Source organism: Candidatus Pelagadaptatus aseana (assembly GCF_040362265.1).
In the GTDB taxonomy this organism is placed as follows: Bacteria; Pseudomonadota; Gammaproteobacteria; order Pseudomonadales; family Cellvibrionaceae; genus Pelagadaptatus; species Pelagadaptatus aseana.
On the sequence record NZ_BAABNJ010000003.1, the window covers coordinates 143,499 to 165,503 of the forward strand.

Genomic DNA, 22,005 nt, shown 5'->3' on the forward strand with positions numbered 1-22,005 from the left:
AATACAGTGCTAAATTCAGACATTTCCACTTACTTTTCAGGATCTTCAGGGCTGAAAACGAGCCACAAGTGTTTTCAGGCCATACTTCTTGTTTAGCTCCTGCTGCAATAATACGGCAGAGTCTTTACTGATTTTGGGGCCTGCATAGATACGGGTAACTGTGCCCTTGCGGGTATCCAGTGTTTTGGTAAACGCCGGATAGCCGGCCTTTTGCAGTTTACCCAGGAAAGATTTAGCCGCTTGAGGGGTATTGTAACTGGCCACCTGAACCACCCATCCCTGCGGCACGCCCGCATCGGACAGCTTAACCGCCTTTTGGGGGGCAGGCTTGGCTTCTTTAGCAGCGGTTTTAACAGGCTCCGGTTGTGGATCTTCCACCGGCAACAGACGATACATGTCTTTGGGTGACTTGGCCGGTTCTATATCAGGATTACTCACCGGTTCGCGAATGGTCAGCGGCTCGATCGTCGGGGCCACGGGCACCTGGGGAGTGCGATCAATCTGGCGACGATTTTCCGGCTCAAATAACGCCGGGATAAACAACACACCCAGCGCAATCAGCACCAAAGCTCCAACCAGCCGTTGTTTTACACCATCATCCACAAAGCGATCCTCACCTGCCTTACATTCAGACTCAGAATTCTACATCATTGAGAAGCTTCTGTGCGTCGGCCACGGTAAAAAATGAACCAAAAATCACCAGACGATCACCGGCATCAAGGCTCGGCAAGATCGCTTCCACGGCCTGCGGGATAGATTGATACTGCTGACAGGGTCGCTGCAATGCCTGCGCCATTGTCTCCACATCCGCAGCCCGGTCATTACCGGGCAATGCTGATACATGCCATTGATCAATACAGGCCAACAGAGGGCTGAAAACTCCCGTCAGGTCCTTATCCGCCATCACTGCCACCAAGCCATGAGTTTGCCCCTGTACCGGTTGATCCATCAGGGTTTCTGCCAACAACTCGGCGGCCGCCGGATTGTGGGCAACATCCAAAACGACATCGACACCACCCACAGCGTATTTCTGGCCTCGACCTGCCAGAGTCAGAGACCCCAGTATATCCACCAGTGATTCGGGTAAATCGGACCAGAGTAGCTGATAAGCCTTGAGTGCAGCCGCCACACTGGGCTGCGGCAGGCCCGGTACCGGCAGCCCATCAAGCTGCAGATCAGAACTGCGCCAGAACCACTGGCCTGCGGTAATTCCCCAGTCAAACGCCTCACCAACACGATAGAGCTGTGCACCACATTCACCCGCATAAGCAGCAACGCTTTGCGGGGCATTTTTATCGGCACAGATTGCCGGCTTGCCCTGACGGAAAATGCCGGCTTTCTCACGACCAATCACTTCCCGATCTGAACCGAGCCAGGCTTCGTGATCAATCGCAATGGAAGTCACTATGGCAACATCGGCATCGATGATATTGACCGCATCCAGACGCCCGCCCAGCCCCACTTCCAACAGCGCCACCTCTACCCGGTGCCGGGCAAAAACTTCGAGTGCCGCCAATGCGCCAAATTCAAAATAGGTCAGACTGATGTCACCACGCGCCTGATCAATGCGCTCAAAAGCAAGACAGATGTCCTCATCGCTGGCCATTTCGCCGTTGACACGAATGCGCTCGTTGTAATCATTCAAATGCGGTGACGTAAACGCCCCAACAGTCTTGCCATCGGCCAGACACATGGCTTCAAGGGTGGCAACACAGGAACCTTTACCATTGGTTCCGGCAACTGTGATAACCGTGGACTCAGGTCGCAAAAGATCCAACCGCTCGGCTACCTGACGAATACGATCCAACCCCATATCAATTTCTTTGCTGTGCAGGGATTCCTGCCAGGATAGCCATTCATTCAGGGTTTTATAGCGCATAGTAAATACCGTTTTTTATTTCTGTCAGGTGCTAATAACAGAAGCAAGGCGCTTTCTCTCAAGACACGCCGTGAATACATCCCTGTAGGCTCGACACAGGCATCCATGCCTGTGACGGTCCTGAGAGAAAGCACCTTACTTCCCTAACATACGACTGTGTAGAAAGTTCTATTGGGTAGTATTTGGGGATAGAAGGGAAGATCTGTGGCAGGAATTGTTTCCCGAGACCGTTTGCCGCATGGATGCGGCAAACGAGCCTACATGGAAGTATCTACGGCGTGTCTCGGGAAGCAATTCCCGCTGCAGATCGCCACAGTCTAATTAAATAGCAATTTAATTTAAGCAGCCGGCTGTTCAGTAAACTTGGCCAGCAAACCGCCAATACGGTCACGCATCTCATGGCGGGGAATGATCATATCGATCGCACCGTGCTCCAGCAAAAACTCACTGCGCTGAAAGCCCGGTGGCAGTTTTTGACGGATAGTCTGCTCAATAATATTGGGGCCAGCAAAACCAGCACGTGCACCAGGCTCTGCGGCATTGATGTCACCCAACAGCGCCAGACTGGCGGAAACACCACCATACACAGGGTCGGTCATGATTGAGATGTAAGGTGTCCCCTGCTGCTTCAAGCGCTCGATTACCGCACTGGTTTTGGCCATCTGCATCAGCGAAATCAAAGCCTCCTGCATACGAGCACCACCGGTTGCTGAAAAGCACACCAGCGGAATATTCTGCTCCAGAGCAACCAGAGCCGCGCGGGTAAACTTCTCACCTACCGCATAGCCCATGGAGCCACCGTGGAAGGCGAATTCAAACGCTACAGCAACCACAGGCTGACCGTGCAACTCTCCCTTCATGGCAATCAGGGCGTCTTTCTCACCGGTGTTCTTCTGAGCCGCGGTGAGACGATCCTTGTACTTTTTGGTGTCTTTAAACTTAAGGCGATCGATTGGCTCTACATCGGTAGCCAGCTCTTCGCGGTTATCCTGGTTGAGAAAAATATCCAAACGCTTACGGGCGCCAATGCGCATATGGTGCTCGCACTTAGGGCACACATCCAGATTACGCTCCAGCTCAGGCCGATACAGAACCGCGCTGCACTTCACGCACTTCTTCCAAAGACCTTCTGGTACCTTGCTGGCACCACGCTCTTTTCGCTCTGAGCGGGCTACATTGGGAACAATTTTATCCAACCAACTCATAATGAATCCTTTATCCTGTTAAAGACTGATGTCTCGTTAATAGAAAACTTACAGTTCATCCAATCCTGTACGGATCGGCTTCAGCAATTCCGCCACGGCAGACGCCACCTCATCGGGTTCTGCATCAGCCAATTCACCCATCCGATTCACCAGCAGACTGCCCACAACCGCTCCATCTGCCTGAGCGGTAACCGCCTTGGCAGACTCGGCATCTTTAATGCCAAAACCTACGCAGATAGGCGTATCCGCCATGGCACGCAAACCCGCCACCTTGGCGTTAACCTCTTGGGTATCCAAATGACCGGCACCGGTTACGCCCTTGAGCGACACGTAGTAAACAAAACCGCTAGCCAGCTCCAGAATTTCTCTGGAGCGCGCCTCTGTAGTGGTAGGTGCAACCAGGAAGATGTTATTCAAATCAACCGCTTTCAGCTCTTTGTCGAAGTTGGCGGCCTCCTCTGGTGGCAGGTCAACAGTCAGGTAACCGTCGACACCGGATTCTGCAGCAGCTTTTGCCGCATTGGCATATCCCATCCGCTCAATGGGGTTAGCGTAACCCATCAGCACGACCGGGGTATCGGTATTGGTTTCGCGGAAACGTTTTACCAGCTCAAAACTTGAGTGGAGTGAAGTACCGTGCTCAAGGGAGCGTTCATGGCCCAGCTGAATGGTCGGACCTTCCGCCATGGGATCAGAGAAAGGCACACCCAGTTCAATAATATCGACCCCAGCAGCTACCATCGCATGCATGGTAGGCAAGGTGGCCTGTGGGTAGGGGTCGCCATTTACAATGTAAGCAACCAACGCTTTGCGCCCTTCTTTACGGGCAGAATCCAAACAAGAAGCAATACGAGTCATCTGTTGTTAAACCTCAATACCGTCGATGGCTGCTACGGTTAAAATATCCTTGTCACCGCGGCCAGACAGATTGACCACAATACTTTGTTCCGGGGAAAGCTGTTGAGCCAGCTTGGCGGCATAGGCCAGTGCGTGACTGGACTCCAGTGCCGGCATAATACCTTCAATGCGAGTCAGATCGCGGAAAGCAGCCATGGCCTCATCGTCGTTGATAGCAACGTAGTTAACCCGGCCAACATCCTTCAACCAGGCGTGCTCAGGACCAACACCCGGGTAATCCAGTCCGGCCGAAACCGAATGAGTTTCAATAATCTGGCCGTTTTCGTCTTCCATCAGATAGGTGCGGTTGCCATGCAAAACACCCGGAATGCCATCATTCAACGGGGCCGCGTGTTCACCGGTTTCAACCCCGTGACCACCGGCTTCTACGCCATACATGGTCACGCTTTCATCTCCCAGAAACGGGTGAAACAGGCCAATGGCATTGGAACCACCGCCCACACAGGCCACCAGGGCATCCGGTAATTTGCCGGTTTGTGCCAGGTGTTGCTCCCGGGCTTCACGACCAATAATGCACTGAAAATCCCGAACCAGCTGTGGGTATGGATGTGGGCCGGCCACAGTGCCGATGATATAGAAGGTATCATCCACGTTGGTCACCCAGTCGCGCATGGCTTCGTTCATGGCGTCTTTCAGGGTGCGTGAACCGGACGTTACCGGGATAACTTCGGCACCGAGCAATTTCATACGATAAACATTGAGTGACTGGCGCTGAACGTCATCGGCGCCCATATACACCTGGCACTTCAGGCCCAGACGAGCGGCGACGGTTGCTGACGCCACGCCGTGCTGACCGGCACCGGTCTCGGCGATAATTCGGGTCTTGCCACTGTACTTGGCCAACAGCGCCTGACCAATGGTGTTGTTCACCTTATGAGCGCCCGTGTGATTCAGGTCTTCACGCTTAAGATAAATCTGCGCACCACCCACCTTCTGGCTCCAGCGCTCGGCATGATACAGAGGGGATGGTCGGCCAACATAGTGGGCCATATCCTTGTCGAACTCCGCCTGAAAATCAGGATCGGACTTCAGACGGTTGTACATTTCTTCCAGTTCATCAAGGGCGTGCATCAGGGTTTCTGACACAAAACGACCACCATAGGGGCCAAAGTGGCCTTTACTGTCTGGAAACTGGGAATAGTCGATAGACTGATTCTTACCGTCACTCATTATTGATTCTCTAACTTACATCACGATTATTGTTTAAAACTTGCCTGCACTGCTCTAACCGGCTCTAGCGTTGATAATAAAAGACTCAATCAACTGCGCCGATTTGATCCCTGGAGCCGACTCAACGCCGCCACTGACGTCCACACCATAGGTACCTGTCGTAGTTACAGCCAACGACACATTTTCCGGCTCAAGTCCGCCCGCCAACACAATGGGGCGGGACGAGCGTTTTGGCACCCGGGTCCAGTCAAAACTCTCCCCTGTGCCGCCGGGCACCCCTTTGCGATAGGCATCCAGCAAAATGGCTGAAGCGGATGGGTATTTAGCCATCTCGACCTCAACATCCAACTCCGGACGCATACGCAGCGCTTTCATATAGGGGCGTTGGAACTGCTGACAGAAGGCTTCGGTTTCGTCACCGTGGAACTGCAGAACATGCAAATCTACCTGCTCAAGGGTGTTACGCACCAATTGTTCAGTAGGATTTACAAACAGACCCACCACAGTCACAAAGGGACCAACCGACCGGGCAATTGTCGCCGCCTGGTCAATCGTCACCGCTCTTGGGCTGGGATCATAGAACACCAATCCTATGGCATCAGCACCGGCTTGCACCGCGGCTATGGCATCGTCAGTACGGGTAATTCCGCAAATTTTGACCCTGCAAGGCATCACGCAAATCCACGCTATTCTCTCACCGAATGACCGATTAGTCACGCAGTAGTACTAATGGGAGGCGGAAGCTTATCAGATTAATGCCAAAAGTGCTTGATTTTCACTGGCTTAGACAGCATCAGAGAGACACAAGTGGACGAGGAACAAACCGCGGCCCAGGCGCGCAATCGGGCAAACCAAACTCGTCAGAATAAGACACAGAAACAAGATACAAACCATCCGGCCGAGCCGTCACACCGCCCTGACGCCGGTCACGCGCAGCAAGCACCTCCGAGGCCCAGGATACCGGCTTCTCGCCCGCACCAATGGCCAGCAACACACCGGTAATATTGCGCACCATATGATGTAAAAAAGCATTGGCGCTGATCTCCAGCACCAGCAGATCACCCTCTTCGAAAAGCTCTATGTAATGCACCCGCCGAACCGGACTCCGAGCCTGACACTGCGTCGCCCGAAAAGACGTAAAATCGTGCTCACCCACAAGCTGTCTGGCAGCCTGTTTCATGGCATCAATATCAAGCGTCCGACGTTCCCAGGTGAGCAGGCCGGCACCAATGGCAGGCCGCGAACTGGATTGGCAAATCAGATAGCGATAGGTACGATCCCGCGCCGAAAAGCGGGCGTGAAAATAAGGGCTGACAGGCTGAGCCCAACGCACACTGACGCCATCTGGCAGCAATGCGTTCACCCCTCGCACCCAGGCCTTCTCCGGCCGCTCGGCCAGCGTATCGAAATGCACCACCTGATTGGTCCCGTGCACTCCGGCATCGGTTCGCCCCGCACACACCAGTGTCACTGTTTCGTTGGCCACCTGCGACAAAGCCTTCTCAAGACTTTCCTGCACGGTAGCCACACCACTGGGCTGCTTTTGAAACCCATGAAACGCCGAACCATTGTATTCAACCCCCAGAGCAATGCGCCGCATGCCATCAGGAAAAACACCCTCCTGAAGGATTTCACCGTTGCGAGTGTAGGGTTTTTGAACTGGCGGATAGAATTCTGACATAGAGAAATGGATACTTGGTGCACAAAAAAGGCTCTGCACATTACTGCACAGAGCCTTATTTGAAAAGTCCCAGGGACTCAGAAACAATCAAACTCGGGAGAGTAGCTCTTCGGCCTGTTGCTTCTGCTCGTCATTACCATCCTGAACCACTTCATCCAGAATATCCTTGGCACCTTCCTTATCACCCATATCAATGTAAGCACGCGCCAGATCAAGCTTGGTGGACACCTCATCGGTTTCAGACAGAAAATCGAGTTCAGCTTCAAGCTCATCTTCTGCCACTAAGCCATCAGTACCGGCAGCAAGATTTTCCGCACTGAAATCCAGATCACTGGCATCCGGAAGATCAGACAAAGCCTGTGAAAAGACCTCATCTTCGGTTTCCGCCAGATCCGTCTCAGTTGCCGATGCATCGTCAGCAGACTCGCCCAGAGACTCAGCCGTTTCAGGCTCGCCATCCTCAGATTGAATATCTGCAGCCAAATCCAACTCAACATCGTCGGTTTGATCCAACTCGACACCTTCCGCTTCAATGTCTGAAGACTCATCGACCGCGGACATATCAAGACCCAAAGAATCATCGCCCAGATCCAGATCTTCAGCCGCCAAGTCGACACCCTCAACCGCAGACAGATCTGACTCAGACGCCAACTGCTCGCTATCAAAACTGGCGATGTCATCCGACTCAGTGTCCGATTCTACCGACAGCTCCTCAATATCTGAGAGGTCGCTCTCCAGATCGGATGAGATATCCATGTCGAAATCTTCACCCAGCGACAACTCCCCAGCCTCTTCATGCTGCTCTGCAACAGACTCAGCCAAAGACTCCAGCGCTTGATCAGCAGAAACATCAGCGTCCGGATCAAAAGAGGTATCCAGTTCCACAGCGACATCCAGATCATCTGACACCGCGCCCTCATCACCTTCCAGACTCAAATCAAGATCCGAACTCAGATCGAGATCACCATCCAGATCCGCCTCTGGCACTTCCAGTTCTGCCTCTGGTACTTCGTCTTCAGATGCCTCCAACTCGCCGGACAATGCCTCCAGATCTTCATCCAAAGAAGCCAAATCGACATCACCACCAAGCTCCAGATCAAAGTCTGCTTCCTCTGAATCTTCGGGAACATCGGGCTCCAGAGCGTCTCCACTCAAATCAAAAGACTGAAACTCATCCGCCGGCTCAGCGTCGGCGTTTTCAGCTTCGCTAACAGCCGTGGCCTCTTCCAGATCCAGTGAAATAGCATCCAGACCGGGCTCTTCATCTGTAGCCACTTCCAGTGAGCCTTCATCCAGATCGAGATCCAGCTCAACACCCTGATCGTCAATCTCACTCAGAGCATCGACATCGAGTGCAAAACCTTCGTTGAACTCTGCTTCCTGTGACGGACCGGCATCCTCGACGGAGCCGCCATCCATACCCTCAATTTCACTCTCCAGATCAAGATCGAGGTCCAAATCCAGCACAGCGGACTCGGAATCAGTTACAGCCGACTCACCCAATTCGAGATCAAGTGACTCCAGCTCAAGCGCGCCATCAGAATCCAGATTAAGCTCAAATTCATCGGACTGAGCAACGTCTGTACCGGCATCTGCCTCGGTACCTGAATCAAAATCGAAGTCCAGATCCGGCAGACCATCACCAGCTTCCGCGGTCTCAGAATCCAATTTCAAATCTTCATCCAGATCCAGATCAAAATCGAACGTCTCGGTTTCTTCCTGACCTGCATCAACCGCAGTATCTTCCGCAGCCTCCAGCTCACCGAAATCGAAATCCAACCCTTGATCGCCCTCGGTTTCAGCCAACTCAGCTTCTGCACTTTCAGCCTGATCAAGCTCCAATGCAGACGCATCAAATTCTGGTGCATCAGCAAAATGCTGACGCAACTCAGCCGCTCGAGTCGCAGCTGAATCATCACCAAGCCCCAATACTGTTGCGTACTGGCGATCAAATTTATCGAGGTTATCTGACTCTGCATAAACTTCGAGAAGCTTCAAATGAGCATCAACGCCAGCATCGCCTTCGTCGATTGCCTTAACCAACATTTCTTCGGCCTGATCGAATTTGCCGTAGGCAATGTAAATATCCGCTTCAGCGACAGCATCACCGGTTTCAGAACCAGTAACACCATCATCTTCGGACAGATCTTCCTGATCGACATCCAAATCCAGATCTTCACCCATATCGTCGGATGCAAAATCTTCCGCTGAACCGATTTCCTCACCAGAATCGAAACTGTCATCCATTTCCGAAGCCGTTGTGGAATCCAACGACTCCAAAGCAACGTCTTCATCTTCAGATTTACGACGACGCAGAATCAGAAACAGCGCCAACAGCAAAGCAGCCGCACCAGCAGCCACCAACTGGATATTGGCCATAATGGTATCCATTAGGCCAGTCTTAGGTTGAGGTATGACCTGAGTCTGAGGGGTCACCACAGGCTGAGCCACCTCGGCTTGCTCTTGGGCAGACATTTCAGGTTCAGTGACAGCAATTTGATCTTCTTCAGCTGAAACAGTCTCTGTAGACGCCTCAGAATCATCCGCACCCTCTTCCAACAAGGCAGAATCCTCGGCAACAACACCTTCAGCGGCGTCAGCCTGCTGCAGAGCGTCATCAGCAGCAGCGACGGCTTCTTCAGCCTGAGCTTTTTGCTCACTGGCCAACTGCAATGCACGCATTTCCTGATTTGAGACCTCAATCAGGCGCTCCATGGTAGAAATCTGATCTTCAAGCTCGTCAATGCGTTCTTTTAATTCTTTATTCTCGCGGCTGGCTTTATCCAGCTCCTCCAGAGAAATGGCGAGTTCGTTTTGCAGAGCTTCCGTGTCGGCACCATCACCACCAGAACCCATTTGTCCGTTGCCTGAGCTATCAGTAGCGGAAGACGACGCCAGAGTCAGACGCCCTTCCACTTTTTCGGCCTGTGGACGACTCTGGGCCACCGGCTTGCTGGCATCCAATTGTGGACCTGCAACCGATGCAGCACCTTCCCAGGCATTATTTTGAACCGCCACCTGACTGATGGCCTCACGGGCACTCATAGAGCGAATATCATCCGCGCTTGGAACACGCAGAACCTGACCTTTGCGTAACAAATTGATGTTACCGCGAATAAAAGCCTCTGGGTTAATGCGCTGAATGGCCAACATGGTCTGCTGTACTGAAAAACTGTTATCCGGGCGTACCTTCAGAGCAATTTCCCAGAGAGTGTCAGAAATTTTGACGGGCCCATAACTGTCTGAGCCATAGCTTTTACTAGCCCGCGGCTCTGCAGCAGCCTGGCGAGGCTCAGGTTTTGACTCGACCTTGGCTGGTTCAGGGGTTCTGGGAGCCGGGGCTGGTTGGGGTTGTGACGCTTTTGGCTTTGGGGCAGCTGCAGCACGCACCACCGGCTTGGCGGTGTCCTGACTGAACACGGGCAAGTCCATCAAAAGAGTGTATTCACGCAGAATACGCCCATTGGGCCACTGAGTCTGGATCAGGAAATTCAGATAGGGCTCACGCACAGGCTTCTTGGAGGTAACCCTAACAACGGCACCTCTGGGACTGTTGAGATCAACTTTGAACTTGAGATCATTTAGGAAGAATATGCGCTCAACTCCGGAATTCCTGAAATCATCCTTGGATGCCAGAGAAACAAGAATTTCACTGTCAGTGAGCTCTCTTGTTTGCAGCAGCTTGATTTCAGCATCCAAGGGCTCATTCAAGTCTGAATTCAGCTTGATTTCCCCGAGTCCCAGAGCGCTTGCCATTTCGGCACTCAAAGCTCCTGCCAACCCTACTGCCAACGCCAGCTTACGAAGACGCATAATACTCTTCCTTTATATTTGTTTTCCGTGGCGATACGCCATTCATTATCTTCCGGATTCCCTACCGGCTTATCCCCAAAAAGGCTTATCAAGCATGCACAAATTCACCCCAAGTCATGCAGCTTAGACGACAAACCTAGAATACTTCTTCACTAATCGTCGTAAGTATTCATTATAAATAGCTTTTTCGCAACAAACGGGGGTAAACAAAGCCCTTAGAACGCAAAAATCAAGAAGCACAACCCAGTGGACTCTGACCAAGCGCGTCAAGCGTATGGTTAAGCTTGCAGAATTCGGCACTCAATCTCCTTGAATTCGCGCACAAAAAAGCCCGCATAAGCGGGCTTTCGAGGAATTCGAAGAAGGTTATGCTTAACCCTCAACAAGAATTCGTAACATTCTACGCAGCGGCTCTGCAGCCCCCCACAATAGCTGATCTCCCACGGTGAACGCATTCAGATAATCAGATCCCATATTCATCTTACGCAAGCGACCCACAGGCACATTCAACGTACCGGTGACTTTGGTTGGCGTCAGATCACGCATAGTTGCTTCCCGCTCATTGGGCACAACCTGAGACCAGTCATTGGCCTCAGCCAGGATCGACTCTACCTCATCCAACGGCACACTTTGATTCAGCTTGATGGTTAACGCCTGACTGTGACAGCGCATGGCACCAATCCGTACACAGGTACCATCGATGGCAACCGGGTTGCCGGAGCGACCCAGGATTTTGTTGGTTTCCGACTGACCCTTCCACTCTTCTCTGCTCTGGCCATTATCGAGCTGAGTATCAATAAACGGCAGCAAACTGCCGGCCAGCGGATGACCAAAATTATCCGTCGGGAAGTCAGCCGAGCGCATAACATCGGTAATTTTCTGATCGATATCCAGAATGGCACTGGCCGGATTGGCCAGTTCATCAGCCACGGTATCACGCAGCACGCCCATTTGTGAGATCAACTCACGCATATTCTGAGCACCGGCACCACTGGCGGCCTGATAGGTCATAGCCGAAACCCACTCAACCATACCCTGTTGGAACAAACCACCCAGCCCCATCAACATCAGGCTGACCGTACAGTTACCACCAATGTAGTTTTTAACACCTTTGGCCAGACCGTCCTTGATCACATTCATGTTGACCGGATCCAGCACAATAATGGCATCGTCAGCCATGCGCAGACTGGAAGCCGCATCAATCCAATAGCCATCCCACCCACTGGCGCGCAAGTCAGCAAATACTTTCTTGGTGTAGTCACCACCCTGACAGGAAACAATGGCTTCCAATTTGGCCAGCTCACTGATGTCGTAGGCGTCTTTCAATGTAGGAATATCCTTACCAATAGACGGTCCTGTACCACCTACATTGGAGGTGGTAAAAAACACCGGTTCGATATCGGCAAAGTCATTGGATTCGAGCATACGCTCCATCAATACGGAGCCAACCATGCCCCGCCAACCAACAAATCCTACACGCATTATTACTGCTCTCTAAATAGATTAAATCAACTGAAGTGAATGAGCCGGCGATGATACCACATAGCCGACTCATCAGTCGCCTACACCAATTTACAGTTCGGCAACCGCTTTGGCGACGGCATCACCCATCTCAGATGTGGACACCCGGGTCATACCCTCCGACATGATATCGCCCGTGCGCAAGCCCTGATCCAACACATTGGAAACCGCCTGCTCAACCTTGTCAGCAGAAGCTCCAGCACCCAGGGAATAACGCAGCATCATGGCCGCCGACATAATCGTCGCCAGTGGATTGGCAATATTCTGACCGGCAATATCGGGCGCTGAACCGTGAGACGGCTCATAGAATCCCTTATTAGACTCATTCAATGAAGCCGATGGCAGCATACCAATGGAACCGGTCAGCATGGAGGCTTCATCCGAGAGGATGTCACCAAACAGGTTACCCGTCACAATCACATCAAACTGCTTGGGATTAACCACCAACTGCATGGCGGCGTTGTCCACGTACATATGGGTCAGCTCGACATCCGGGTAGTCCTTGGCCACCTCTTCCATGACTTCACGCCAGAGAACCGTCACTTCCATAACATTGGCTTTATCGACAGAACAGACTTTCTTGTCGCGCTTCTGTGCCGCTTCGAAAGCAACCTTGGCAATGCGGCGGATTTCGGACTCAGAATAAACGTCGGTATTGAAACCCTGACGCTCACCGTTCTCCAGAGTGCGAATACCTCGAGGCTCACCAAAGTAGATACCACCAGTCAACTCGCGCACGATCAGAATATCCAGACCGGCAACCAATTCAGGTTTCAGCGGCGAAGCATCGGCCAGTTGGGCAAAGGTAATAGCCGGGCGCAGATTGGCAAACAGATCCAGATGACTGCGAATATCCAGCAAGCCAGCTTCCGGACGCAGATGGCGCTCGGTCTTGCCATCCCACTGCGGACCACCCACAGAACCAAACAGGATGGCATCGGCAGCCAGCGCCGCTGCGCGGGTCTCTTCCGGGTAGGGATGACCGTGCTTATCGTAGGCGCGACCACCCAGCATGGCTTCAGTAAATTGCAGGCCCAAATTGTCCTGCTCGTTAACCACTTCCAGCACCTTGCGGGCCTCAGCGATGATTTCGGGGCCGATACCGTCCCCTTCCATAATCAGTACGTTCTTACTCATTTTCCAATTCTCAACAATTATTCAGGCTGGATTGCGCCAAACAACCAGGGCGCGGATTGCTTACGCTGTTCTTCGTAAGCGCGAATGGCGTCGGCATCCTGCAGGGTCAGACCGATATCATCCAGGCCATTGAGCAGGCAGTGCTTACGGAACTCATCCACCTCAAAAGAGAAAGACTCACCGGACGGTGTGGTTACGGTCTGGGCCGCCAGATCCACGCTCAGCTCATAGCCTTCGGTTGCGTACATTTCCTCAAACAACTGATTGACAATCTCTTCGGAGAGAATGATCGGCAACAAGCCGTTCTTGAACGAGTTGTTAAAGAAAATATCGGCGTAGCTCGGCGCAATCACGCAGCGGAACCCATAGTCATCCAGAGCCCAGGGCGCGTGCTCACGACTGGAACCACAACCAAAGTTTTCACGGGCCAGCAAAACCTGAGCACCTTGATAGCGCGGGAAGTTCAACGGGAAGTCCATATTCAGCGGACGACCACTGCAATCCTGATCCGGCTGTCCCTCATCCAGATAGCGCAGTTCGTCAAACAGGTTTTTACCAAAACCGGTACGCTTGATGGATTTCAGGAAATTCTTGGGAATGATCATATCGGTATCGACATTGGCGCGATCCATAGGCGCGGCGATACCTTTGATTTGAGTAAAGCTTTTCATCAGTTATCCCCTATTAAAGATCACGAACATCAACAAAATGACCGGCAACCGCCGCAGCAGCAGCCATGGCCGGGCTCACCAGATGGGTGCGGCCACCGTAGCCCTGACGACCTTCAAAGTTGCGGTTAGAGGTAGACGCGCAATGCTCACCATTGCCCAACTTGTCGGCGTTCATCGCCAGACACATGGAACAACCGGGCTCACGCCATTCAAAACCGGCCTCAACCAGAATCTTGTCCAGCCCCTCTTCTTCAGCCTGAGCCTTAACCTCACCAGAGCCCGGCACAACCAAAGCCTGAATCACATTGCCAGCCACCTTGCGGCCCTTGGCCACTTCAGCAGCAGCGCGAACATCTTCGATGCGAGAGTTGGTGCAGGAACCGATAAACACACGATCAACCTTGATATCGGTGATCTTCTGGTCCGCTTCCAGCCCCATATATTCCAGCGCGCGTTCGATACCGGCTTTCTTAACCGCATCGGACTCATTGGCAGGATTGGGTACAGAGGCGTCAACCGGCAGAACCATCTCTGGAGACGTACCCCAGCTCACCTGAGGCTTGATCTGGCTGCCGTCTATTTCAACCACTTTGTCGAATACCGCATCGTCATCACTGACCAGATTGCGCCAGTCGGCAACAGCGGCTTCCCACTGATCGCCTTTTGGTGCGTAGGTACGGCCGTTCACGTAGTCGATGGTAGTATCATCCACCGCCACCATGCCGGCGCGAGCGCCCGCCTCGATGGCCATATTACAAACGGTCATGCGACCTTCCATGGACATATCGCGGAACACCTGACCGCCAAATTCCATGGCGTAACCGGTACCACCGGCAGTGCCGATCTCACCAATAATGGCCAGCACCACATCTTTGGAGGTCACCCCAGCGCCCAACTGACCTTCAACCTTGATCAGCAGGTTTTTCATCTTCTTGGCCACCAGACACTGGGTCGCCATTACGTGCTCAACTTCAGACGTACCAATACCATGAGCCAGAGCACCCAGTGCGCCATTAGTCGCGGTATGAGAGTCACCACAGACAATGGTCATACCCGGCAGACAGGCGCCGGTCTCAGGACCAATCACATGGACAATACCCTGGCGGCGGTCGTTAATCTTGAATTCAGTGATACCAAACTCGTCGCAGTTATCGTCCAGGGTCTGCACCTGAATACGGGATACGGAATCTTCGATACCTTGCACACCAGAGGCGCGTTCTTTCGAAGTGGTAGGCACGTTGTGATCCGGCGTAGCCAGAATACTGTCCACCCGCCATGGCTTGCGATCGGCCATACGCAGACCTTCAAACGCCTGGGGCGTGGTCACTTCGTGAATAATGTGACGATCGATGTAGATCAATGCGGAACCATCGTCGCGCGCTCTGACCAAGTGGGCATCCCACAATTTGTCGTAAAGGGTTTTACCTGCCATGACAGACCTCTGATTTGATGTTTTAACTATCGATATACCGCTTAAGAAAGCGTTCGAATTTCTTTTCCCGGTCGGCCACCGGGGTGAGGGTTGGAGACACGCCGTTAACCCATCCATGGGGGCTCTTTACAGACATCCCTGTCTGTAAAGGTCTCCAACCCTCACACCGACACCCGCCCTGCTATGAACCAATTTCGAGAAAGGCACAATGCAAGGGAGGATGCTGGGTGGTGCTTTCTGGGACCGTTTGCCGCAGGGATGCGGCAACCGAGCCTACAGGGATGTATTCACGGCGTGTCTCAGAAAGCATTACCCAGTAGCCGACCGATGGCTTGAAAGCCAAAGTCACTTTAATAAGACTAATTTTACAGCCGCCATAATATTCACAGGCCAACAATAAAACAAATTCATAATTTTCATAAATTGAATTCCTTTTTGGAATAGAATTTAATAACCCATGAATTCCCTGCGAATACAAAAAACGCTATGGACACATCCCAACTCAAAGCCTTTGTTACGGTAGCCGACTGCCAGTCCTTCTCGGTGGCGGCAGAAACGCTGCACCTGACCCAACCGGCGGTGAGCAAACGGGTGGCCAGCCTCGAACACAATCTCGACAGCAAACTCTTGGACCGCATTGGCCGCAATCTGCAATTAACGGAGGCCGGCAAAGCACTGCTGCCCAGAGCCAAAACCATTCTGGGAGAGCTGGAGGATGCCCAACGGGAAATTCACAACCTAAGCGGCACCGTACAGGGCACACTGCGTGTGGCCACCAGTCACCATATCGGCCTGCACCACCTGCCGGCGATTCTGAGCCGCTACACCGAGCAATACCCAAACGTTCAACTGCAACTGGAATTTCTCGACTCCGATACCGCCTATGAGGCAGTGCATCGGGGTGATGTGGAATTAGCCATCATTACCTTAACCAGCGGCACCATCCAAGGGATTGATACCACCCCTCTCTGGACCGACCCACTGGAATTTGTGGTTGCCAAGCACCATCCGCTGGCAGAACACCCCCACCCTCAACTCAGAGATCTGGTCAATTACCCGGCCCTGCTTCCCGAATCCGGCACGGAAACCACCCGCAAAGTAGAGGCCCTGATGCACCGCCACAAACTCTCGCTCAACCAGACCATGCCCACCAATTATCTGGAAACCATCAAGATGATGGTCACTATTGGTTTGGGTTGGAGCGCCCTGCCCACAACCATTATTGACGATCAGTTGCAGCCATTGACATTTAAAGAGGTAAAGCTGGAGCGCACACTGGGTTGCATCAGCCATTCGGGGCGATCCCTGAGCAATGCCGCCGAAGCTTTTCTGCAGGAATTGCGGGCTTAGCCCACTTTTTCAATGCGCTCGAATTTATTGTCTGGCGAAAAATGAATATGAAAACGCCCTTTGATACCGTCTCGGGTAACAAAAGGGCGCAAGATATTGGCAGGAAAACGGACTGTGCGCCCATCGTGAGCGCGAGTAATCACATCCTTGACCGTGCCCGCATAGCTGCGGACGTATTCATCAGCACTGATATAAATATCAACCTGTAGTACAGACATAAGTACTGCCATAAAACCTGAATGGTAAACACTGCTCTATCAGGGGTTAATGCTACAGGCGATTGAACCATCCTCCAAGGTCTGACAGTGCTGACTGGCTTGCGCCAGATCCAGTAATTCACGTAAGGCCACTGAGAACATGGCGTAGTCGGTACCAGGAGCTGCCTGCAACTCAGTGATCATGGCGCGCCAGCGATCCACCAGCAATTGATGCTGCTCAATCCACATCTCGATCACCTGCTCCAGATTTTCATTGCCTCCCGACAGGCGCAAAATGGAAACCGCCAGGGTTTTCATCTGCGATTCCACGTCGTCCATAAAGGCTTCACGCGCCATCGCCTGCCAAAAGCTTTCAACCGTGACATCGGCAATCTGTTTGGCAAACCAATGCAGCCCCAGTTTATCGGCTAACAGAAAATACACCCGAGCCACCACCAATGGGTCGGCATCGATGGTTTTCGCGGCATCGACGATGCTCAGTCCGGAGTAGAGAATCCTTGGCAAAGCCGTTTCAGCAGCCAGCTTTTTCGGGATGCCCTTATCCATCAACTCCTGACATTTTTCCTGCCACTCCTGCTGGGGTGCACCGCACATCACATCCGGCATTTTTGCCACCACGTTCTGGACCGCCTTGGCATAGGTGGTTACTTCGATTTTCGGTGACAGATGCCCCCGGCGATTGCGCAGCAACCAACGGGTCGCCCGACGCATACGGTGCATAAAGCGTGACTGAATATCGTGCTGCAATGCGGAATCCACCTGATAGTCGAGACTTTCAATGGATTCAAAAACATCGTGCATAGCGTAGATATCGCGGGCAGCCACATAGGCCTTGGCCAGATCAATCAATCCCGAGCCGGTTGACTCCGTCAGGCGATGGGCAAAGTTGATCCCCATGTGATTGACCATATCATTGGCCACCTGAGTCGCCACGATCTCCTTACGCAGGCGATGATCAAATATCTGTGGCGAATATTTCTTGCGCAACACCGGTGGAAATACCTCTTCCACGGAACGGGCTACGTATTCGTCATTAGTCAGTTCTTCATCGGCCAAAGCCTCTTTGAGCATCACCTTGGCGTAGGAAATCAACACCGACAGTTCAGGACGGGTCAGTGATTGACCGGCTTGCAGACGCTCCAGCAGATCATCGTCGGAAGGCAGGAATTCCAGCTCACGATCAAGATGACCGGTCTCCTCCATATAATTCATAAAGCGCCGGTATTCACCTGCACGGGATTGCACCTGGCTCTCCGCCAGAGAAATCGCCTGCGTCTGCTTGTAGTTGTTATCCAATACCAGCTCTGCCACGGTATCGGTCATATCTGCCAACAACTTATTGCGCTGTTTGGAGGTCATATCCCCCGACGCAATGATGCCATCAAGCAGGATCTTGATATTTACCTCATGGTCAGAGCAATCAACCCCGGCGGCGTTATCAATAAAGTCACTGTTACAGGCGCCGCCATTGAGACAGAATTCGATCCGGCCCAGCTGGGTCAGCCCCAGGTTGCCGCCTTCACCAAACACCCGACAGCGCAGGTCTTCACCGTTGACCCGAAGCGTATCGTTAGCCTTGTCTCCCACGTCCGCGTGACTTTCGGTTTTGGCTTTGACATAGGTGCCAATACCGCCATTCCAAATCAGATCCACCGGCGCCTGTAACAGCGAGTGAATCAACTCGGTAGGTGTCAGGCGATCCTCTTTGATATCGAATCGCTGCTGCATCTGCTTTGAGATGGGAATGGCTTTCGCCGCACGGGAGAACACACCCCCACCGGCCGAGATCAGCTTGTCGTTGTAGTCTGCCCAGGTCACCCCCGGGGTATTGAACATCCGCTGACGCTCTTTAAAGCTTTTGGCCGCATCCGGATTGGGGTCGATAAAAATGTGGAGATGATTAAAGGCCGCCGTCAACTGGATATGCTCAGACATCAGCATGCCATTGCCGAACACATCACCGGCCATATCGCCAATACCAATAACCGTAAAGTCTTGCTTCTGGACATCCAGCCCCTTCTCTTTGAAATGGCGCTGCACCGATACCCAGGCACCCCGCGCGGTAATACCCATACCCTTATGGTCATAACCCTGACTGCCTCCGGAAGCGAAGGCATCACCCAGCCAGTGGTTGTACTCCAGCGAAATTTCATTGGCGATATCGGAAAAGGTGGCCGTGCCCTTATCCGCCGCAACCACCAGATAGGGATCATCGGGATCGCGGCGCACCACGTTTTGTGGCGGCACTATTTCACCTTCGATGATGTTATCGGTGACGTCGAGCAGACCGCGGATAAAGATCTGATAGCAGCGCACCCCCTCTTTCATAAAGGCTTCGCGACCGCCTTCTTTGGGTGGGCGCTTGACCACAAAGCCACCCTTGGCACCATTGGGAACAATCACCGCATTTTTTACCTGCTGGGCTTTGACCAGACCCAGAACTTCTGTGCGGTAATCCTGCAGGCGGTCGGACCAGCGTAAGCCGCCACGCGCCACCTGACCGCCGCGCAAGTGCACACCTTCAATGCAGGGCGAAAACACAAAAATTTCAAACATGGGCCGCGGTTCTGGCACATCCGGGATATCGCGAGTGCTGAACTTGAAGGAAATATAATCTTTATGCTCCCCGTCTTTATCCATCTGGAAAAAATTGGTGCGCAAGGTGCCACGTATGACGTCCAGATAACGGCGGATAATGCGGTCTTCATTGAGATTTGAGACGTCATCCAGACTCTGGATAATCTTGCTCTCCAGCCGGGCAATTCGCTCCAGATCTTTTTCCGTACCGTGATTCAGGCGGGGATCAAAGCAGGACTTGAACAGTGCCACCAGATTGCGGGTAATCTCCAGATGATTGGTCAGGGTAGCCGCGATATAGGTCTTGCTGAAAGGGAAATTGGTCTGCTTCATATAACAGGCATAAGCCCGCAAAACAGACACCTCACGCCACTCCAGACGCGCCCCCAGCACCAGATGGTTAAAACTGTCACTCTCGGCACTGCCCCGCCAGATGGATTCAAAGGCATCCTGAAAGTGTCCTCGGGCCTGATGAAAATCGATACTCTCGGAATTGGCGTACTTGAGATCAAAATCGTGCATCCAGACATCGTCACCATCGGCACTGCGAATCCGATACGGGTGCTCACCAATAACCCGAAGCCCCAGATTTTCGAGCAGCGGAATGATGTCGGACAACTCCAATTGTTCGCTCAGACGAAACACCTTGAAGCGCACCATATTGGTCTCGGCACCAATGGGCTGGTAAAAGCTCATCGCCAGGGTATCACTGTCATCCAGCTCACAGATGGAATCTATGTCATGGACTGCGGCACGGGCTTCAAAGTTTTCCTGATAGCCGGAAGAAAAAGCATTCTGATACTGCTCAAACAGGCGGGCGCCACTTTCCTCTCCATGGGAATCACACAGGGAGTCTCGCAAACGATCTTCCCAGCTCCGGGTGATATCAATAACCTGAGACTCAAGGCGTTTTACATCGTAATCCAGCTCTGCGCCGGCTTGTAGCTTAAAAACGATGTGGCATCGTGCCAGCACCGACTCGGAGAAATAGGTGGTAAACTCCAACTCTTCGGAGTGAACAGCCTCACCAATCAACGCCTGAATTTTTTCCCGAGTCTGGGTATTAAAGTCATCCCTCGGAACATAAAGAGTGCAGTTGACGAACTTGCCGTAGGGGTCGCGGCGCATATACAGACGCACCATATGGCGCTCCTGAATATTGGCCACATCCAGCGCCGTTTCAAACAGCTCCGATTCACTGCTTTGCAGCAACTCGTCGCGGGGGAAGGTTTCCAGTACGCGTCTGAGGGCCTTGCCGTCGTGGCTGTCGTTATGCAGACCCGAGCGCTCCATTACCCGCGACACCTTTTCGCGCATCACCGGAATCAGGGATGGCGACAAACTGTAAACCGGAGACGTGTAGAGTCCCAAAAAGCGAGACTCGCCAATCACTTTACCGTTCCCATCAAAACGCTTTACCACCACATAATCGGAATAGGCGTAGCGGTGCACTCTTGAGCGCATTGAGGATTTGGTAAATGACAGCACCTGAGGGCTCAGGTAAAAGCGCGACATCCCGGGGTTAAAATCATCCACCGCGACAGGCTCGGTAGTGGTGTTACTTTCGCGGAAGATCCCCAGACGCTTATCGGGAACCTCGCGCAGCAATTTCTCACCGCCCTGCTCTAAAAATTCATATTCGGAGTAGCCCAGAAAGGTGTAATGGCCCTTTTCCATCCACTTGAGAAACTGCTGACTCTCTTTCACAGCAGCAGGCAATACCGACTCTCCCGCCTGCTTGAGACCCTTGGCGACTTCGCCACAGGCCTTGATCATAGGCTTATAGTCTTCGACCGCAGCGTTGACGTATCGCAGTACCTGTTCAATCCCCTTTGCCAGCTCCGACATAGCCGACTCATCCGTGTGAAGATTGATTTCAAAATACACCATGGCTTCCTGATGGTGTTTTTTGTTCTTGGTGTTTTTGTAGTCACCATCACGGGGCAACAGGTCAAGCAACTCGCCCTTGGCATCACGTGCCGCGGTGACCAGCGTGCTCTTCACCGCATGTATTTCAATATTTCTGCGCTTGATTTCAATGCGGATGGAGTCCACCAGAAAAGGCATATCCTTCTGCGCGACAACAATAACCGTGTGCCCGCAAAGCCAGCCATCCTCTTCGAGATTGGGGTTAAAGACACGAACCTTGGCGCAGTCATCGGGGCGGGACTGGACATAATTCCACCAGAAGTAAAGGCTGCCGAACACATCGTTAATGGCACGCCCTTCCAGCTCGCTCAGAGGGTATTTATCAAAATAGATGCTGGAAAAAGTTTTCAGTTGCTGAGCTTCTTTTTTCTCGAGCTTTTCATCAATACACTCTCCCAACTGGCGCAACAGTGATTCTTTTGATTCTGACGCCACCATGCTTATATCCATTCAATCATTCCTTAAACAGTCCATCACTCATTATTATCGGCAGCCCACTTCTTA

At 52.5% G+C, this 22,005-nt stretch carries 15 protein-coding genes; 1 reads left to right on the forward strand and 14 read right to left on the reverse strand.

All coding sequences use genetic code 11. From position 1 onward, the window contains the following. Positions 1–45: 45 nt before the first annotated feature. The 12 genes from ACPXV9_RS05420 to leuC form a co-directional block, all read right to left on the reverse strand. On the reverse strand, positions 46–603 hold the full coding sequence (locus tag ACPXV9_RS05420; protein ID WP_423895277.1) for an SPOR domain-containing protein: 558 nt from the start codon (positions 601–603) through the stop codon (positions 46–48). A 31-nt stretch (positions 604–634) separates the two neighbouring features. Beyond that, positions 635–1,879: a bifunctional tetrahydrofolate synthase/dihydrofolate synthase gene (gene folC / locus ACPXV9_RS05425; RefSeq protein WP_423895279.1), complete on the reverse strand. Its 1,245-nt coding sequence runs from the start codon at positions 1,877–1,879 to the stop codon at positions 635–637. A 338-nt stretch (positions 1,880–2,217) separates the two neighbouring features. After that, positions 2,218–3,084: an acetyl-CoA carboxylase, carboxyltransferase subunit beta gene (gene accD / locus ACPXV9_RS05430; protein ID WP_423895281.1), complete on the reverse strand. Its 867-nt coding sequence runs from the start codon at positions 3,082–3,084 to the stop codon at positions 2,218–2,220. 48 nt (positions 3,085–3,132) lie between these two features. Next, on the reverse strand, positions 3,133–3,942 hold the full coding sequence (gene trpA / locus ACPXV9_RS05435) for a tryptophan synthase subunit alpha (RefSeq protein WP_423895283.1): 810 nt from the start codon (positions 3,940–3,942) through the stop codon (positions 3,133–3,135). Positions 3,943–3,948: 6 nt separating this feature from the next. Next, positions 3,949–5,172, reverse strand: coding sequence for a tryptophan synthase subunit beta (trpB, locus tag ACPXV9_RS05440; RefSeq protein WP_423895285.1), 1,224 nt, complete (start codon positions 5,170–5,172; stop codon positions 3,949–3,951). A gap of 54 nt (positions 5,173–5,226) precedes the next feature. Next, on the reverse strand, positions 5,227–5,844 hold the full coding sequence (locus tag ACPXV9_RS05445; RefSeq protein ID WP_423895287.1) for a phosphoribosylanthranilate isomerase: 618 nt from the start codon (positions 5,842–5,844) through the stop codon (positions 5,227–5,229). A 121-nt stretch (positions 5,845–5,965) separates the two neighbouring features. After that, entirely contained in the window at positions 5,966–6,853 is an 888-nt protein-coding gene (gene truA / locus ACPXV9_RS05450) for a tRNA pseudouridine(38-40) synthase TruA (RefSeq protein WP_423895288.1), read from the reverse strand. Positions 6,854–6,940: 87 nt separating this feature from the next. After that, the gene (locus tag ACPXV9_RS05455; protein ID WP_423895290.1) at positions 6,941–10,666 is read right to left on the reverse strand and encodes a FimV/HubP family polar landmark protein; all 3,726 of its coding nucleotides are present in this window, start codon (positions 10,664–10,666) and stop codon (positions 6,941–6,943) included. A gap of 372 nt (positions 10,667–11,038) precedes the next feature. Continuing rightward, positions 11,039–12,148: an aspartate-semialdehyde dehydrogenase gene (gene asd, locus ACPXV9_RS05460; protein ID WP_423895292.1), complete on the reverse strand. Its 1,110-nt coding sequence runs from the start codon at positions 12,146–12,148 to the stop codon at positions 11,039–11,041. A 90-nt stretch (positions 12,149–12,238) separates the two neighbouring features. Beyond that, the gene (leuB, locus tag ACPXV9_RS05465) at positions 12,239–13,324 is read right to left on the reverse strand and encodes a 3-isopropylmalate dehydrogenase (RefSeq protein ID WP_423895294.1); all 1,086 of its coding nucleotides are present in this window, start codon (positions 13,322–13,324) and stop codon (positions 12,239–12,241) included. Between the two features lie 17 nt (positions 13,325–13,341). Next, the gene (gene leuD / locus ACPXV9_RS05470) at positions 13,342–13,995 is read right to left on the reverse strand and encodes a 3-isopropylmalate dehydratase small subunit (protein WP_423895295.1); all 654 of its coding nucleotides are present in this window, start codon (positions 13,993–13,995) and stop codon (positions 13,342–13,344) included. 13 nt (positions 13,996–14,008) lie between these two features. Further along, positions 14,009–15,427: a 3-isopropylmalate dehydratase large subunit gene (gene leuC, locus ACPXV9_RS05475; protein ID WP_423895297.1), complete on the reverse strand. Its 1,419-nt coding sequence runs from the start codon at positions 15,425–15,427 to the stop codon at positions 14,009–14,011. A 486-nt stretch (positions 15,428–15,913) separates the two neighbouring features. On the opposite strand from leuC, the gene ACPXV9_RS05480 reads away from it, so the two are divergent. Continuing rightward, complete coding sequence (locus ACPXV9_RS05480; protein ID WP_423895299.1) at positions 15,914–16,777, forward strand: LysR family transcriptional regulator; 864 nt, start codon at positions 15,914–15,916, stop codon at positions 16,775–16,777. On the opposite strand, the gene ACPXV9_RS05485 is transcribed toward ACPXV9_RS05480, so the two are convergent. Both ACPXV9_RS05485 and ACPXV9_RS05490 read right to left on the reverse strand, forming a co-directional pair. Beyond that, positions 16,774–16,995, reverse strand: coding sequence for a DUF2835 domain-containing protein (locus ACPXV9_RS05485; RefSeq protein WP_423895301.1), 222 nt, complete (start codon positions 16,993–16,995; stop codon positions 16,774–16,776). The genes ACPXV9_RS05480 and ACPXV9_RS05485 overlap by 4 nt on opposite strands. A gap of 39 nt (positions 16,996–17,034) precedes the next feature. Beyond that, positions 17,035–21,951, reverse strand: coding sequence for an NAD-glutamate dehydrogenase (locus tag ACPXV9_RS05490; RefSeq protein WP_423895303.1), 4,917 nt, complete (start codon positions 21,949–21,951; stop codon positions 17,035–17,037). Positions 21,952–22,005 lie beyond the last annotated feature (54 nt).